At 67.4% G+C, this 16,208-nt stretch carries 16 protein-coding genes; 6 read left to right on the forward strand and 10 right to left on the reverse strand.

All coding sequences use genetic code 11. The features are described 5' to 3' along the window. Window positions 1-166: 166 nt before the first annotated feature. The 4 genes from ACQEVO_RS08915 to ACQEVO_RS08930 are packed head-to-tail and all read right to left on the reverse strand — an operon-like array spanning window position 167 to window position 4,374. The gene (locus ACQEVO_RS08915) at window positions 167-1,507 is read right to left on the reverse strand and encodes an MFS transporter (RefSeq protein WP_432910838.1); all 1,341 of its coding nucleotides are present in this window, start codon (window positions 1,505-1,507) and stop codon (window positions 167-169) included. Window positions 1,508-1,509: 2 nt separating this feature from the next. Continuing rightward, window positions 1,510-2,658 carry a galactonate dehydratase gene (gene dgoD / locus ACQEVO_RS08920; protein WP_432910840.1) on the reverse strand — a complete coding sequence of 383 codons (1,149 nt, stop codon included), beginning with the start codon at window positions 2,656-2,658 and terminating at the stop codon, window positions 1,510-1,512. Between the two features lie 49 nt (window positions 2,659-2,707). Continuing rightward, complete coding sequence (locus ACQEVO_RS08925; RefSeq protein WP_432910843.1) at window positions 2,708-3,331, reverse strand: 2-dehydro-3-deoxy-6-phosphogalactonate aldolase; 624 nt, start codon at window positions 3,329-3,331, stop codon at window positions 2,708-2,710. A gap of 38 nt (window positions 3,332-3,369) precedes the next feature. Continuing rightward, complete coding sequence (locus ACQEVO_RS08930; RefSeq protein WP_432910844.1) at window positions 3,370-4,374, reverse strand: 2-dehydro-3-deoxygalactonokinase; 1,005 nt, start codon at window positions 4,372-4,374, stop codon at window positions 3,370-3,372. Window positions 4,375-4,441: 67 nt separating this feature from the next. Here ACQEVO_RS08930 and ACQEVO_RS08935 point away from each other — a divergent pair, with 67 nt between their 5' ends. From ACQEVO_RS08935 to ACQEVO_RS08945, 3 genes are all read left to right on the forward strand, one after another. Next, window positions 4,442-5,212 carry an IclR family transcriptional regulator gene (locus ACQEVO_RS08935; protein ID WP_432910846.1) on the forward strand — a complete coding sequence of 257 codons (771 nt, stop codon included), beginning with the start codon at window positions 4,442-4,444 and terminating at the stop codon, window positions 5,210-5,212. Window positions 5,213-5,318: 106 nt separating this feature from the next. Beyond that, the gene (locus tag ACQEVO_RS08940; RefSeq protein ID WP_432910848.1) at window positions 5,319-6,473 is read left to right on the forward strand and encodes an acyl-CoA dehydrogenase family protein; all 1,155 of its coding nucleotides are present in this window, start codon (window positions 5,319-5,321) and stop codon (window positions 6,471-6,473) included. Between the two features lie 193 nt (window positions 6,474-6,666). After that, the gene (locus ACQEVO_RS08945) at window positions 6,667-7,206 is read left to right on the forward strand and encodes an ester cyclase (protein WP_432910850.1); all 540 of its coding nucleotides are present in this window, start codon (window positions 6,667-6,669) and stop codon (window positions 7,204-7,206) included. Between the two features lie 58 nt (window positions 7,207-7,264). Here ACQEVO_RS08945 and ACQEVO_RS08950 read toward each other — a convergent pair whose 3' ends face one another. The 3 genes from ACQEVO_RS08950 to ACQEVO_RS08960 are packed head-to-tail and all read right to left on the reverse strand — an operon-like array spanning window position 7,265 to window position 10,353. Continuing rightward, window positions 7,265-8,743, reverse strand: coding sequence for an aldehyde dehydrogenase family protein (locus tag ACQEVO_RS08950; protein WP_432910852.1), 1,479 nt, complete (start codon window positions 8,741-8,743; stop codon window positions 7,265-7,267). Window positions 8,744-8,783: 40 nt separating this feature from the next. Beyond that, on the reverse strand, window positions 8,784-9,614 hold the full coding sequence (locus tag ACQEVO_RS08955; protein WP_432910854.1) for a mycofactocin-coupled SDR family oxidoreductase: 831 nt from the start codon (window positions 9,612-9,614) through the stop codon (window positions 8,784-8,786). 16 nt (window positions 9,615-9,630) lie between these two features. Next, window positions 9,631-10,353, reverse strand: a complete 723-nt coding sequence (locus tag ACQEVO_RS08960; protein WP_432910856.1) for a carboxymuconolactone decarboxylase family protein — start codon at window positions 10,351-10,353, stop codon at window positions 9,631-9,633. Between the two features lie 109 nt (window positions 10,354-10,462). On the opposite strand from ACQEVO_RS08960, the gene ACQEVO_RS08965 reads away from it, so the two are divergent. Then, complete coding sequence (locus tag ACQEVO_RS08965) at window positions 10,463-11,140, forward strand: TetR/AcrR family transcriptional regulator (protein WP_432910857.1); 678 nt, start codon at window positions 10,463-10,465, stop codon at window positions 11,138-11,140. A gap of 137 nt (window positions 11,141-11,277) precedes the next feature. On the opposite strand, the gene ACQEVO_RS08970 is transcribed toward ACQEVO_RS08965, so the two are convergent. Then, window positions 11,278-12,549: a cytochrome P450 gene (locus tag ACQEVO_RS08970; protein ID WP_432910859.1), complete on the reverse strand. Its 1,272-nt coding sequence runs from the start codon at window positions 12,547-12,549 to the stop codon at window positions 11,278-11,280. A 224-nt stretch (window positions 12,550-12,773) separates the two neighbouring features. Between ACQEVO_RS08970 and ACQEVO_RS08975 the strand changes: the two genes are divergently transcribed. Together ACQEVO_RS08975 and ACQEVO_RS08980 are read left to right on the forward strand one after the other, a co-directional pair. After that, window positions 12,774-13,388 (forward strand): TetR/AcrR family transcriptional regulator, encoded by a 615-nt coding sequence (locus tag ACQEVO_RS08975; protein ID WP_432910862.1) that lies wholly within the window; start codon window positions 12,774-12,776, stop codon window positions 13,386-13,388. A 123-nt stretch (window positions 13,389-13,511) separates the two neighbouring features. Continuing rightward, entirely contained in the window at window positions 13,512-14,348 is an 837-nt protein-coding gene (locus ACQEVO_RS08980) for a mycofactocin-coupled SDR family oxidoreductase (protein ID WP_280436096.1), read from the forward strand. 94 nt (window positions 14,349-14,442) lie between these two features. Here ACQEVO_RS08980 and hydA read toward each other — a convergent pair whose 3' ends face one another. Then, complete coding sequence (gene hydA, locus ACQEVO_RS08985; RefSeq protein ID WP_432910865.1) at window positions 14,443-15,822, reverse strand: dihydropyrimidinase; 1,380 nt, start codon at window positions 15,820-15,822, stop codon at window positions 14,443-14,445. Beyond that, window positions 15,819-16,205, reverse strand: coding sequence for an allophanate hydrolase-related protein (locus tag ACQEVO_RS08990; protein ID WP_432910867.1), 387 nt, complete (start codon window positions 16,203-16,205; stop codon window positions 15,819-15,821). The genes hydA and ACQEVO_RS08990 overlap by 4 nt, the downstream gene beginning before the upstream one ends. Between the last annotated feature and the right edge of the window lie 3 nt (window positions 16,206-16,208).

Genomic DNA, 16,208 nt, shown 5'->3' on the forward strand with positions numbered 1-16,208 from the left:
CAGCATCTGCCGTTCTCGCCCGCAGCGCGTCGGCCGAATGGCCCGATACATACCTATTTGTGTCGTAAGCCCAGGTCGGCGGCGTGCGGTCCGGCGGAAGCCGCCGGTTCCGCAGGGGAGCGGACCGGCGGCTTCCGCCGGCGCGGCAACGCCGGATGCCGGTCCGCTACGCCGGTGCCGGCGTGGGACGCGATTCCTGTACGCGTTCGACGCGACCGACCAGCAGCACGTAGGAGGCGATCCCGAGCAGCGTCACGACCGTCATGTACACGAAGGCGGGGGCGAAGCTGGCATCGGTGACCAGGAAACCGATGACGATCGGGGTCGCGATACCGGACAGGTTGCCGATGAAATTGAACATCCCGCCGGTGAGCCCGATCAGCCGTTCCGGCGCCAGCGCCGACACCAACGACCAGGTGATGGAGGCCAGGCCGTTGCCGAAGAACGCCACCGACAGGAACACGATCACCAGCGCGGTGGAATCGGTGAAATTCGCCCCGATCAGCGTGGTGCTCAGCAGCAGCCCGGCGATGATCGGACCCTTGCGCGCGATGCCCACGGAAACCCCGCGACGCAACAGGAAATCGGAGAAGACCCCGGAGAACAGCACACCGACCACCGCGGCGATGAACGGCAGCGAGGCGAGGAAACCGGATTTGATGTAGTCCATATCCCGGTACTCGACCAGGTAGGTAGGGAACCAGGTGAGGAAGAACCACAACGTCGAGGTGAGGCAGAACTGCCCCAGATAGACGCCCCACAGTTTCCGCCGGCCCAGCACGGTGGTGATATCGGACAACGTGACCTTGGTTCGTTCGGGCCGGGACTCGTTGAGGTCCACGAGACCGCCGCCCGCGCTGATATGGGCGATCTCGGCCTCGTTGGCCCGGGAATCGCGCGGTTCCCGGTAGACGAAGTACCACACCAGCCCCCACACCACGCCGATGGCGCCGGTGCAGACGAACACCCAGTGCCAGCTCAGCGCCGACTGCAGCCACGACAGCACCGGGGTGAGCAGGGCCAGGCCGATGAACTGGCCGGAGGTGTAGAAACCGATCACGGTGGCGCGTTCCCGCTCGGGGAACCAGGCGGTCGCGACCCGGTTGTTGATCGGGTAGGCGGGTGCCTCGAACACCCCGACCAGCAACCGCAGCGCGATCAGCGCGACGAAACCGCCGATGATGCCCATGAACACCGTGGCCAGCGACCACAGCACCAGGCACACCGGGTACAGCACCCGCGGCGGCACCCGGTCGACGAACCAGCCGCCGGGGATCTGCAGCGCCGCGTAGGTCCAGCCGAACGCGGACAGCAGCAGACCCTGTTGCGCCGAGGACAGGTCCATCTCGTCGGCGATCGCCGGCGCCGCGATCGACAGGTTGGCGCGGTCCATGTAGTTGATCACCACGGTCACGAACAGCATGACCGCGATAAGGATGCGAGCCCGGCTCGCGGTCGCGGCGAGTGCGGCGTGGGACGCGGCGGGCTTCTCGATCGTTGTTCTCATGCTCACCACTCCGCGAACGAACCGTCGGCGTGCCGCCAGATCGGGTTGCGCCACCGATGCCCGATGGCCGCCCGCTCCGTCACGTATTCCTCGTCGATCTCGATGCCCAGGCCGGGACCGGTCGGGATCTGCACCTGTCCGTCGGCGTAGGTGAACACCGCCGGATCCACCAGGTAGTCGAGCAGTTCGTTGGTGGTGTTGTAGTGGATGCCCAGGCTCTGTTCCTGGATGGTCGCGTTGTAGCAGCCGGCGTCGATCTGCAGGCACGAGGCGAGCGCGATCGGCCCCAGCGGGCAGTGCAGGGCCAGCGCGACATCGTAGGCCTCGGCCATCTGCGCGATCTTGCGGGCTTCGGTGATGCCGCCGCAGTGCGAGGGGTCGGGCTGGATGATATCGACGGCGCCGGAGGCGAGCACCGATGTGAAATCCCATCGGGAGAACAACCGCTCGCCCAGCGCGATCGGTATGGACGAATTGCGCAGCACGTCCACGACACTGTCGACGTGCTCGGAGAGTACGGGTTCCTCGACGAACATCAGGCGGAACGGTTCGAGTTCGCGCAGCAGTACTTTCGCCATGGGTTTGTGCACGCGGCCGTGGAAATCGACGCCGATACCGATATTCGGCCCGACCGCGTCGCGGACCGCCGCGACATTGGCCACGCACCGGTCGATCTTGTCCCAGGTATCGAGGTACTGCAGTTCCTCGGTGCCGTTCATCTTCACCGCGGTGAAACCGCGGTCCACCGCGTCGCGCGCGGCCTTCGCCGTATCGTCCGGCCGGTCGCCGCCGATCCAGGAGTAGACCTTGATCCGATCGCGGACCCGGCCGCCGAGCAGGTCGTGCACCGGCACGCCCAGCGCCTTGCCCTTGATATCCCACAGCGCCTGATCGATCCCGGCCAGCGCGCTCATATGGATACCGCCGCCGCGATAGAACCCGCCGCGGTAGAGCACCGTCCACAGATCCTCGATCCGGCCCGGATCCTGCCCGATCAGATAATCCGACAGTTCCTCGACCGTTGCGGCCACCGACGCCGCCCGGCCTTCCAGCACGGGCTCGCCCCAGCCCACGACGCCGTCGTCGGTTTCGATGCGCACGAACAGCCAGCGCGGCGGCAGCGTGTACGTCGTGATCGACGCGATCTTCATTGATTTTCCTCCTGTGCAGCGGACTGCGTTGTCCGGTGACGAGCGGGTACTACCGGGCCGATGCCCAGACGGCCGCGAGCCTGCGGGCCTTCGTGCGCACTTGTTCCGCGGTATCGCCCGGCCGGTAGACGGTGGTGCCGATACCGGCGCCACCGGCTCCGGCGGCCCGCCATTCGGCCAGATTCGATTCGTCGACGCCGCCGACCGGCAGCATCTCCACGTCGGCGGGCAGTACGGCCCGCAAGGCGCGCATACCGGAGATGCCGAGCGCCTCGGACGGGAACATCTTCAGATTGCGGGCGCCGGCCCGTACCGCCGCGAACGCCTCCGTGGGTGTCGCGACCCCGGGGTACGAGCGCATTCCGCCGGCCACGGTCGCGGCGATCACCTCGACGTTCGTATCCGGGGACACGATGATGGCGGCACCCGCCGCGCGCGCCCGCTGTACCTCGTCGGTGCACAGGACCGTTCCCGCGCCGATGGGGCACACGTCGCCGAACTTCGCGGCCAAGATCTCGAGGGAACGGAACGGGTCCGGCGAGTTCAGGGGCACCTCGATGGCGTGGAAACCCGCCTCGACCAGCGCCGCGCCCACGGCGGCGACTTCACCGGGCGTGATGCCGCGCAGGATCGCGACCAGCCCCGACCCGCTGGTCTCCGGTGATACGCCCATGAGTTCCTCCTCGGTAGTCGTTGTCTGCCGCTGCCCGCTCATCGCCGGTGCCGTTCCGGTGCGACCAGCCCGGCTGCGACGGCGATCGACCACAGCCCGGTGGCGGCGGCGTCCTCGCGCACGATCTCGGCCCGCGCCCCGCACCGTGCCAAGGCGATCGCATAGCGCCGGCACAGGTCGGCGGCACCGCAGAGCACGATCGGGTCCGCCGCGGGATACCGCGGCAGCACATGCCGCACCTCGTCGGCGATGACGACACCGGAGAGGTAGTCGGCCACCGCGGCCGGGGCGAGCAGTTCGTCGAGTACCAGCGCCCGCGCGCCGAACAGGGCGGTGCCGAGCCCCTGGTCCCGGGACGAGAATCCGGCGGTCAGGCCGCGGGCGAACGCCGTGTCGTCGCGCCGCGCGGTGGTCGCGGTATGGCTCAGCAGACCGTACCGGGTGACGAGTCCGTACAGCTCACCGGTCATGGCGGTGGTGAAGGACGCCACCTTGCCGTCTTCGACCCGCACCCACTTGGTATGCGTGCCCGGCAGCACCAGCGTGTGCGCGGCGTCGCGGCGTTCCATCAGCTCGAGCACACCGATGACCTGTGTTTCCTCCCCGCGCAGGACATCGCCGGGGAGGTCGTGCCGGGGCTCCGAGGGGATGCGCAGGCCCGGAACCAGGTGGACGGTGCCCTCGTCGAGCCGGATCGGCGTGAGTTCACGGGCGGTCTGTTCGAGGCGCGCGGGCACGGTTAGGTAGCCCGCCTCGTACCAGCCCTGTGCGCTGCCCACCATGCCGCAGGCCAGGGCCGGGATTCCCGGGTGGTCGCGCAGCCACTCGCCGCAGACCCGCAGATACGCCGCTTCGTAGGCGCGCGCCCGGGCCGCCGGATCGGCGGCGTCGATACCTTCGGCGAGGTCGAGCAGGCCCCCGGCGGGGCGGCGGGTATCGAGGATCCGTCCGTCGTCGCCGAGCAGCCAGGAACGCAGCGATGTCGTGCCCCAGTCGAGTGCGATGAGGCGCGGCGTCGGGAGTCCAGGCCGGTCCGGTGTCATGCCCGTCACTATGAACAGAGCGTCCCGTTATTTCCAACCTGGTCCCTATTTGTGGGACGGTAGGGCAATGAGTAGTTCGCACGACGATGTTCCACCCGGTACCCAGACCCTCGCCCGGGGCCTCGCCGTGATCCGGGCGGTCGCCGACGGCGCACACGGTTTGCGGGAGATCGTCGAACACACCGGCCTGGGTCGCAGCAGTACCCACCGGCTCGCTCAACTGCTGGTGAACCAGGGATTCCTGCGGCACGACAACCGGGGCTACACGCTCGGCCCGGCGCTGATCGAACTCGGCTTCAAAGCGCTGCACGGCAACCCGCTACCGCTGGTGGCGCGGCCGGTGCTCGAAGAACTGTCGGCCACCGTGCTCGATACGGTCCACCTGGCCGTCGAAGACGGCGGTTCGGTGCTCTACCTGGACAAACTGCCGGGATCGCGGGGTGCGGAGATGCGGTCGCGGATCGGCTACCGGATGCCGCTCACTCGTGCCGGCGTCGGCAAAGCGCTGCTGCTCGACGCCGCCGACCGCTGGGCCGATCAGTACGCCGCCGATGAATCGCAGGTTCCGGCCGCCGCCCGCCACGACGACCTGGACGGGTTCCTCACCCGGATGCGCGAGTACGCCAGAACCGGCGCGGCACTGGATCTCGAGGACAACGAACCCGGTATCCGCTGCGTCGCGGCGCCGATCCGCGATGCGTCCCGCGCCATCGTGGGTGCCGTGAGCGTTTCGGCGACCACGCCGTACATGCCCGGCGAACGGATGCGGGGCCTGATCCCCGTCGTCCGGCGGGCGGCCGGACGGATCTCCGCCGCACTCGGCTACCAGGCGACCTGATCGGCTGTCCGCACCCGTCCCGGGCCCGCCCCTGTTCCGGTGCGCGGACATGATGGGTGTGCTACGCGCCGCGTGTACCGCCCCCTGCCGAAAGGATCTCGCCGAAATGTACGAACTGGACGAAGACGAAACCGCGGTGGTCGCGCTGGTGGCGGACTTCGTCGACCGCGAAGTCGCCCCCGTCGTCCGCGAACTCGAACACGGCAACACCTATCCGGAATCCCTCGTCGAGCAGATGAAAACGATGGGCATCTTCGGGCTGGCGATCCCCGAACCCTGGGGCGAGGCCGCGGTCTCGGCGCCCTGCTACGCCGCGGTGACCGAGGAACTGGCGCGCGGCTGGATGAGCCTGGCGGGCGCGATGGGCGGGCATACGGTGGTCGCGAAATTGCTGCTGGCGTTCGGGACCCAGCAACAGAAGGACCACTATCTCCCGCGCATGGCCACGGGCGAGATCCGGGCGACCATGGCGTTGACCGAACCCGGCGGCGGCTCCGATCTGCAGGCCATCCGCACCTGGGCCCGCCGCGACGGCGACCGCTACGTGATCAACGGCGCCAAGACCTGGATCACCAACGCCCGGCGCTCCCAGCTGATCGCCTTGCTGTGCAAAACCGACCGGGACGCGGTGCCCCCGCACCGCGGAGTGAGCATTCTGCTGGTGGAACACGGGCCCGGTTTCGACGTCTCGCGTGATCTGCCGAAACTCGGCTACAAGGGCGTCGAGAGCTGTGAGCTGTCCTTCGCCGATTTCGAGGTACCCGCCACCGCGCTGCTCGGCACGGAGGAAGGCAAGGGTTTCGCACAGATGATGCGCGGTCTGGAAATAGGCCGTATCCAAGTGGCGTCGCGGGCGCTGGGTGTCGGCCGGGCCGCGCTGGAGGATTCGCTGCGGTATGCCCAGCAGCGGGAGAGCTTCGGCCGCCCGATCTGGGAGCACCAGTCCATCGGGAACTACCTCGCCGAGATGGCGACGAAACTCACCGCGGCCCGCCAGCTGGTGATGTACGCGGCGCGCCGCTACGAATCGGGGCAGCGCGCCGATATGGAGGCCGGTATGGCGAAACTGTTCGCCTCGGAAACCGCGATGCAGATCGCACTCGACGCGGTCCGGATCCACGGCGGCTACGGCTATTCCACCGAATTCGATGTCGAACGGTATTTCCGTGATGCCCCGCTGATGATCGTCGGCGAGGGCACCAACGAAATCCAGAAGAACGTGATCACCCGCCAGCTGATCGCCCGGAGCAAGAATCGGTGAGGTCGTGGACCGGTGCCCGGCCCGCCGTTTCGGCCGTGTGCCGCGGTGACGACCCGGCACACGGGCGCGTAACAGTCCTGCCGCCGGGAAAGCGCCGCGCCGCAACGTCTTCCCGCGCCGACCCTGTCCGGGTAGCATTCCGGCCGGGCGGGAGTTGTCCCGCGTGCCGGGTCCGGACTATCTGGGAGTTCTCATGGGGAGTGCACCGGCAGACCTCGCGCAGTTGGCCGCCCGCGCGGTTCTGATCATGGCCGACGGGGAACTCGCCGACTTCGAAGCGGTATTCCATCCCGAGGCGCGCAACCGCGAAAGCGCCGCGGAACCACCCGATTGCCGCGAGCCCGGCCCGGCGGGCTTCTACGCCACGGCGCGCTGGCTGCGGGCGACCTACGCCGATCTCCGCTGGGAGATCCACGAGACCGCCGCCTCGGCCGGCGTGGTGGCCGTGCACACCACCATGTCCGGCCGCCAGATCGGCACGTTCGTCGTGTACGACGAGAGCGGCGCCGTGGAACAGGCCTTCCCGGCGACCGGAAAGTCGTTCGCCACCACTCAGACGCATTGGTTCCGTTGCACCGACGCAACAGTGCGCGAGCACTGGGCGAACCGGGACGACCTCGGCCTCGCCCGGCAACTCGGCTGGGTGCCGCCCACCCCGCCCTATCTGTTCCGGATGTGGCGCGCGACCCGCGCCGCCCGCCGTGCGACGAGCCGGCTGCCGGCCGGGCGGTAGCCGCAACTGCCGCGGCGGTTCCGGTCGGCTCCCGTCCGGGTCGCCGGGCGCCGGGTGCTCACGGCATCGCGATGCGGATGTTCTTGACCTGCTGGAATTCGTGCAAACCTTCGAGTCCGCCCGCGCGGCCGGTGCCGCTGTGTTTGTATCCCCCGTAGGGGCTTTGGGGTGAGAGGTCGCTGTTGCGGTTGATCCAGACGGATCCGGCGGCGAGCCGGCGGGCCACCCCGTGGGCGCGGGTGAGGTCGCGGGTCTGGATGAAGGCGTTGAGGCCGTAGGTGGTGTCGTTGGCGAGCGCGATGGCCTGGTCTTCGTCGTCGAATCGCATGATCGAGACGACCGGGCCGAAGGTTTCCTCCCGTGCCAGCGGCGACCGGTTGTCGACGTCGGTGAAGACGGTGGGTTCGAGGTAGTAGCCGGCGGCGAGTTCGCCGCCGAGGCGACGGCCGCCGGTGACCAGTTCGCCCATACCTTCGGTCCGCGCGCGGTCGATGGTGTGCAGTATCCGGTCGGTGGCGGCCTGGCTGATCACCGGGCCGACGAGGATCTGGGGGTCGAACGGGTCGCCGATCGGCGCGGCGTTGACCATTGCCAGGAACTTTTCCATGAAGCGGTCATAGATCGAGTTCTGCACCAGGATCCGGCTACCGCAGGCGCAGCTCTGCCCGGATTGGCCGAGCGGCCCCTGGAATGCGGCCAGCTGTGCGGCGCTGTCCAGGTCGGCGTCGGCAAAGACCAGGTTCGCCGATTTGCCGCCGAGTTCGGTGCTGACCGGGGTGAGGTTGTGCGCGGCGGCGGCGAGAATGGTGTGGGCGGTGTGCCCGCCACCGGTGAAGTGGATTTTGCCGATACCGGGATGACGGACCAGTGCTTCCCCGCCTTCGGGGCCCGAGGGCACGACATTCACCAGGCCGGGTGGCATCCCGGCGTCGAGGCAGAGCTGCCCGAATCGCAGTGGCGTGAACGGTGCGTACTCCGAGGGTTTGAGCACGACGGCGTTTCCGGCCGCCAGCGCGGCCGCCACCCCGAGGCCGATGACGACCAGCGGCCCGTTCCACGGCGCGATCACCCCGACCACGCCGTACGGTTCGCGTTCGATCAGGTTGATATCGAATTTGTCGGAAACCGGTGTGCTGGAGCCGTTGGCTTTGTCGATATGGCCGGCGTAATAGCGGATGTACTTCTCGGCGAGCGCGGCGTGGCCGGGGCTCATCAGGATCGGCACCGCGAAGTCGTGCACGTTCAGCCGGCCCAGGAGTTCGGTATCGGCGCGCACCGCGTCGGCGAGGTCGATCATGAGGTCGCGGCGTCGCTCGGGGGTGTAAGAGATCCATTCGCGCTGAGCTTCGGCAGCGGAGCGGACCGCGCGGTCGATATCGGTGGCGCCGGCCATCTCGACGGTCGCGTTGGGCCGGCCGTTCGCGGGGTAGATGTGCTGGTGGGTGCTGCCGGACGCGCTTTTGGCCGAGTCGCCCGCAATGAGCAGGCCGGTGGGCAGGGTGTCCGGTGGCAGGGGTGTGGCGGGGCTGGTGGTCATGGCAGTCTCTGCTCGTCGGTGTGCGTGACCGGCCGTGCGGTCAGCGGATCATGAATCCCGCGTCCAGGGGCCATTGGACGCCGGTGATGAATTTCGCTTCGTCGGAGACGAGGAAGGCGACGGCGTTCGCGATGTCCTCGGCCTCGAGCATCTGCAGGGGGAGGGCGTTCTGCATACCGGAGATCGAATTCTGGCCGCCGGCGGCGGCTTGTTCCATCAGTTCGCGCATGGCGTCGTTGAGGGTCATCCCGCTGGCGACACCGGTCGGGTGGATGGTGTTCACGCGGATCCATTCGGGTGCGAGGTAGCCGGCGAGTCCCTGCATCAGTGCGACGACACCGCGTTTGGCGGCGGCGTAGGCGTTACCGCTGGCGTTGAGCGAGGGAGAGGCCTTGAGCCCGGCGGTGGAGCTGGTGATGACGATGGACCCGCCGCGGCCACCTTCGCGCAGGGCCGGGAGCGCGGCGCGGATCGTGTGATAGACGCCGGTGAGGTTGGTGTCGATGACATCGTTCCAGTCGGCGAGGAAATCGTCGGATTCGGGGCCCATCCGGATGATGCCGGCGTTGGCGACGATGATGTCGAGACGGCCGAAGTGCTCGTATCCGTCCCGGAAGGCCGTGCCGAGTGCGTCGTAGTCGCGCACGTCGGCCTTGCGGGCGATCATGGTGCGGCCCAGTTCCCGGACCATTTTCTCGGTTTCGGCGAGATCGGCTTCGCTCGCATTGGGGTAGGTCATCGAGGCGACGTTCGCGCAGATATCGATACCGATGATATCGGCGCCTTCGCGGGCGAGGCGTACGGCGTGGGCGCGGCCTTGACCGCGACCGGCTCCGGTGATGAATGCGACGCGTCCGTCCAGTTTCGACATGGTGCTGTGTCCTTTCTCAGTGGCCCAGCCGGGCCCAGGCGGTTTCGGCCGTGGAATGCAGGGCCTCGCCTTTGGCGAAACCGGAGTAGGCCGCGAGTTGCAGGACCACCTCGTCCATTTCGGCCTTGGTGATATCGCCGGATTCCAGTGCGGAGCCCACATGGGAGGCCAGCGGCAGGGCGGAATCGCAGACGGCGACGGAGGCGACGGTGATGAACCGGCGATCCCGCCGGCTCAGGCCGGGCCGCTGCCAGACGTGGCCGAAGACGAAGTTCAGGATTCCGGCGTGGATGTAGGGGGTTTCCGGCGTGGGGGCGGGAATGAGGTTGACGTCGATGAATTCGCGGGTGCCTTCCGCGATTCGTTCGGCCCAATCGGTCGAGCCCAGGCTGGCGTTGTCCGGCGGCCGGATGGTCGCCTCGAGCCCCCGCTCGCTCTGCACCCGGGCCCATTGCCGGCGGATGACGCCTTCCAGGTGCGACGCCTTGGGCCAGCCGTTGTACACCGCGAAATGCAGGACGAATTCGAGCATCTCGTCGATGGAGATGTCGTCGCTGTTGAGGGCGGCATAGACCTGGTCTTCGATCGGCTGCGGTGCGTCCGCCGCGCCGACACAGGTCAGCGTGACCCAGCGCCGTTCGCGCCGCGGCAATCCGGGACGTGACCACACCTGATCGATGACGAAGTCGCGGGCCGCGCGCTCGAACGGAGTGGCTGCTTCGGGTGGGTCGACGGTCATCACGGACCGGTAGCTCCCCATATGACTGCCTAACTACTTAAAATTAATGTGAGTGATTTGACATTAAGGCGTATGCCTTAGAAAGTCCAGGGGGTGGTTTGATGAACCCATGACCGAGTCGGCACCCCCCGTTGGCCTCTCCGCCAAACAGCAGCTCGTGCTCACCGCGGAACGGCTCTACGCGATACACGGCCTCGACGGAGTACCGCTGCGCCGGATCGGTGACGAAGCCGGAATGGGTAACAAATCGGCGGTGCAGTACCACTTCGGGTCCAAACAGGGTCTGATCGAGGCGATTCTGCTGAACCGCGTCGAGGATCTGACACGGCGCCGCCGGCTGCTGGAGGCCCGGGTCCCGGCGGGTGATCTGCGACGCGTCGTCGAAGCCCATCAGTTGCCGTTGATGGAACTGGCCGAGGACGACAACTGCTACTACCTCTCGTTCCTCCAGCAGCTCGTGCGTGAGACACACCCGCTGGACAAACTGCCTGCCACCCACCGCGACTCCGAGCGTGCCTACTACGCCCGCGTCGGGGCTCTGATCGAGCATGTTCCCCAGCCCTTGCGGGATATCCGCATCCATCAGGCGTCGGCGATCTGCCTGCATATCTGCGCGGATCGGCACCGTATGCGCCGGATGGGGTCGGTGGTCGCCCCGTTCGCGGTGCATGTCGGCCAACTGCTGGATACCCTGGTCGCCCAGCTGGCCACGCCGCCGTCGGCCGAGACGCTGGCCGCAGTGGAAACCTCCGGGCTCGAACGACCCACGCTGCGTACCCTTCCGTAACGGCACTGTGGCCGTGTCGCGTCACCTTCATTCGTCGAACTACGTTGAGCGGACACACCTTCCGGGCATCCGGGCAGGGGCCGGCCACATCCTGTGGTGGGACCGGCCTGCTGCCGGGATCCTCCTCCCTCGGGAGTTCAGGCGGGTGTGAAAGTGATGTGGAGGTCGCGCAAACCACGCAGGAGGAATGTCGGCTCGTACTCGAAATGGTGCGTGGTGCCGTGCGCGCTCTCGTCGATCGCGATATCGCGCATCCGGTCGAGCATCCGATTGAGCGTGACCTGACCCTCCACCCGGGCCAGCGGCGCCCCGGCGCAGGTGTGGATACCGCGGCCGAAGGCGATGTGCTCGCGGGCATTGCGGCGGTCGAGCCGGAACTCGCCGGGGTCGTCGAATTTGCGGGGATCGCGGTTGGCGGCGCCGATGCAGAGCATGAGCACGGTGCCGGCGGGGATATCGACACCGCCGAGCGAGGTGGACCGGCGGGCGAGCCGGAAATCGACCTTGGTCGGGCTTTCGATCCGCAGCGCTTCCTCCATGAAATTACCGACGAGGCTGCGGTCGGCGCGGAGCCGTTCCTGGAGATCCGGCCGCTCGGCCAGCACTCGTACCGCGGAACTGAGCAGTTTCGTCACCGTTTCCTGGCCGGCTGCGAAGAGGAACGTCGCGGGGCGTACGACGTCGATGATCTCGGGCAGTGTGCCGTCCGGGTAGTGAGTGGTCGCCAGGGTGCCGAGGACATCGGTGCGGGGGGTGCGGCGGCGATCGGCGATATAGGCGCTGAACGTCTCGTCCAGCCATTCCAGTGGATTGCGGCCGACCGGTTCGTGGTCCAGGGCGCCGGGGCGCCGGCCGGACCGGTCGTCGCCGGCCAGGGTCTCGCGGAACCGCTCCCGGTCGGCTTCGGGTACGCCGAGCAGATCGGTGATCACCAGGGTGGCGAACGGTTTCGCGTAGTCGCCGAGGAATTCGCACCGTCCGGCGTCCAGGAATTCGTCGAGCTGGCGGTCGACCTGCCGCCACATATAGTCCTCGTTCTCCTTCAGCCGTTTCGGGGTGAGCAGGCGATTGAGCAGGGACCGTGCGCGAGTGTGCTCCGGCGGGTCCATGGTCACCATGTGCTCGAAGATCGGGAACAAATGGCGGTGTGCGGCGATCTGGGCGGAGATGTCGTCACCGGCCGGCTCGAACGGTAGTGGCGGGAACGGTCCGCCGATGGAGATGCACGCCGAGAAGTCCGCGGTGTTGCGGAAGGCTTCGTTGGCTTCCTCGTAGCCGGTCACCGCGACAACCCCGTAGTGGGGTTCCCGGAATACCGGGTTCCGGCTGCGCAGCCGGTCGAGGTACTCGTAGGGGTCCTGGGCGATGGCTTCGTCGGAGAAGAAATCCCGTGCGGCAAGGTCGGTCATCGGCTCGCAGCCTTTCGATGCAGGCCCGCGCGGTGACACCGCGGGACCGTTCGCTGTCTCGTCGATCCGTGCGAGGTGCCGGTCCGCCGGGCCTCGCCGAAAGTTGATCGATCGATAAAATGTTAGAGTGCACCATGGTTACCATGTGGCATTTCGGGCCGTCAAGGATTGCGACCCGCCTCGTGACGGGGCCGGTCGGCCGTGAATTCGGGCGGTGCCGCTGAATGCCGGCGAAGCGTGCGGCCAAAACCGACGACACCGGGACCCGGCTGCGGCTCATGGAGGCGACCGCTCAGATCATCCGGGAGGAGGGGTACGCCGCGGCGACCTCCCGCCGGGTCGCGGCCGTGGCCGGGGTGAAATCGACTCTGGTGTACTACTACTTCCCGACGATGGACGACCTGTTCGTCGCGGTGCTGCGCGCCGGTGCGGAGCGGGCGCTCGAGCGGATGCGCCAGGCGCTGACCGCCGATGACCCGCTGCAGGTGTTGTGGGAGATCAACACCGATGCCCGGTTCACCCAGCTGAACACCGAGTTCATGGCGCTGGCCAACCATCGCAAGGCGGTGGGAGCGGAGCTGAAGGTGTTCGCCGAACGGGTCCGCGATATCGAAACCGCCGCGGTCACCCTCGTCCTGCGCTCGTGCGGGGTCGACCTCGCCGAGTTCCCGCCGGTCGTCGTGTCGATGTTGCTCACCGGCGCGGCCCGGATCCTCTGCAACGAAGGCGCGGTGGGTATGCGCCGAGGGCACGACGAGCTGCGAGTTTTCGTCGAGGATCTGATGAGCCGCTATCGGCCACCGGTCGCGACCACCCGGGGCGCCCGCCGGCCCGAATAGCCGGTTCGTCGTTGACAGTTCCCGTCGCCGCTGTCACAGTTTTATCGATCGATCAACATTTGATCGATCTCCACGGCCGCCGGTTCTGCGTGGTGGCCGTTCGACGACAGAACGAGGTGGAATATGGCCGGGCGGGTCGAAGGCAAAGTCGCCTTCATCACGGGAGCAGCACGCGGGCAGGGCCGCAGCCACGCGGTCCGGCTGGCGCAGGAAGGTGCCGACATCATTGCGGTCGACGTCTGTGCGCCGGTCAGTGGCAGTGACGATATCGCCCCGTCGACGCCGGAAGATCTGGCCGAGACCGCCGACCTGGTCAAGAACCACGGCCGGCGGATCGTGACCGAACAGGTCGACGTCCGCGACTACGACGCCCTGAAAACCGCACTCGACAACGGGGTGGAACAACTGGGCCGCCTCGACGTCATCGTGGCCAACGCCGGTATCGGCAACGGCGGCGAAACCCTGGACAAGACCAGTGAACCGGACTGGCAGACCATGATCGACATCAATCTGTCCGGTGTGTGGAAAACGGTGAAGGCCGGTGTTCCGCATCTCCTGACCGCGGGCGGGGGATCGATCGTCCTCACCAGCTCGGTCGGCGGTCTCAAGGCCTATCCCAACACCGGCCACTACATCGCCGCCAAACACGGAGTCATCGGCCTGATGCGCAGCTTCGCCGTGGAGCTCGGCCAGCACTTCATCCGGGTGAACTCGGTCCTGCCCACCAACGTGAACACCCCGATGTTCATGAACGAGGGGACGATGAAGTTGTTCCGTCCCGACCTGGAGAACCCCGGACCCGACGATTTCGCCCCGGTAGCCCAGCTCATGCACGTCCTGCCGGTGGGCTGGGTCGAACCGGTGGATATCAGCAACGCGGTACTCTTCCTCGCCTCCGACGAAGCCCGCTACATCACCGGGCTTCCGCTTCCGGTGGATGCCGGAAGTCTCCTGAAATAGGCACGGGCAGAACGGATACAGCCGCGAACACAGGGATGGGTCGGTCGCCGCTCGTGGCGGCGACCGCCGAACCCCGCGCGGCGGTGAACGCGTATCAGCAGAGCCGGAAATCCAGCGGTGCCGCCTCGAGGTGCCGGCCCCGCGGCGTGGCGTCGACCAGGTTTCCGTCGTGCACGACGACCGTACCCCTGACGAGCACGGTGACCGGTTTCCCGCGCACCCGCAGTCCTTCGTACGGCGTGTAATCGGTCGCCATATGCAAGGCCTCGGTGGTGACGGTCCATTCGAGGTCGGGATCCCAGAGGACGATATCGGCGTCCGCGCCGGGCATCAGTGACCCCTTCCTCGGATACAAACCGTTGGTGCGGGCCGGGTTCGCCGCGGTGAGTTCGACGAATCGGCTCGGGGTCAACCCCAGCCCGCCGACGTAGTGCGAGAAGATCACCGGTAGACGCGTTTCGACACCGGGCAGGCCGTTCGGCATATGCCGGACATCGTGCCGGTGCAGTTGCTTCTGCGCCGTGTCGTAACAGCAGTGGTCGGACCCGACGGTGGTGATCTGGCCGGTGAACAGGTGGCGGCCGAGCCCTTCGACGATCTCCGCCGAACGCAGCGGCGGGCAGCAGACGAAACGTTCCGGATCACTGCCGCTGTAGGCGGTGTCGTCCAGGGTCAGATGATGGGCTACCGCTTCGGTGAACGCGATCAACCCGCGCTTACGCGCGTCCGCGACCAATTCGACGGCCGCCGCCGTCGATTGGTGCACGAAGTAGACAGGCGCTTGCTGTGATTCGGCAATCGCCAGAATCGCGGCGACAGAGGCGGTTTCGGCCAGCTCCGGCCGGGTCTTCGCCATATGCGTGGCATCGATACCGGCGGAAGCCGCCGCGAACCGCTGGGCGTCGGTGACAATGGCATCGGATTCGCAATGGATGACCACCATGCCGCCGAGGTCGCGGGTGGTCTGCATCGTATTGAGGATGGTGTGTTCGTCGGCCATCGTCTCGCCCGCGTACGTGGTGAACATCTTCACGGTGCGGATACCGGCATCGGCCAGGGTGGCCAGCTGGCCGGCTGTGGTGTCGTCCCATTCGACGACGCAGGCGTGCAAGGCCGAATCGCACAGCCCGTCACCGGCTTTCGCGCGTTGGATCTCGGCGGCCTCGAGAGGCTGCTGACCCGGACGGGGAATGGCGAAGTCGATGATGGTGGTCGTCCCCCCGAACACCGCCGCCGTGGTGCATTCGCGGTAGGAATCCAGCGAGGTGAACTCACCGGAGGTGAACCCGACATGGCAGTGCGGGTCGACACCCCCGGGTAGGACGAGTTTGCCGGTGGCATCGATGATCTCGGCCGCGGGGTCGGCCTCGGCGCCGGGGGCGAGCACGGCCACGATCGTTTCGCCGTCGATCAGCAGATCCGCCGGACCCGACCAGTGTGCTTCGACAACGGTTCCGCCGCGTACGACCTTCATCGCGTTGCCCCCCGGTAGGCGACCCATCCACCGCGATCGCTGATATCGATGACGCCCGGGGCGTCCAGTGACTCCTTGCGCATCCGCATCGATAGGGATCCGCGCCCGTCTGCCAGTTCGATGACCCCCAGTTCGAGTTCTTCCGGCTCCCGCGGAAGCAGTTCCTCGCGCAGGACGTCGTATTCGACTTCGTAGAGTTCGCCCGGCACGACGAAGCCGCCGGTGCCGACCGGGTGCAGGCCGGGGAATTCATCGCGCACCGAATAGAACCGGTAGCGCGGTGCCGTCTCGACCGGGCCGAGGAAACGCGCGCGATGCAGCGCGTCGTGCAGCGTGCCGCCGGACATTGCCTGCCCGTTGACGAACATCGTGACAACTGCCATGGA

It is taken from the genome of Nocardia sp. CA-290969, from assembly GCF_050936135.1.
GTDB lineage: Bacteria > Actinomycetota > Actinomycetes > Mycobacteriales > Mycobacteriaceae > Nocardia.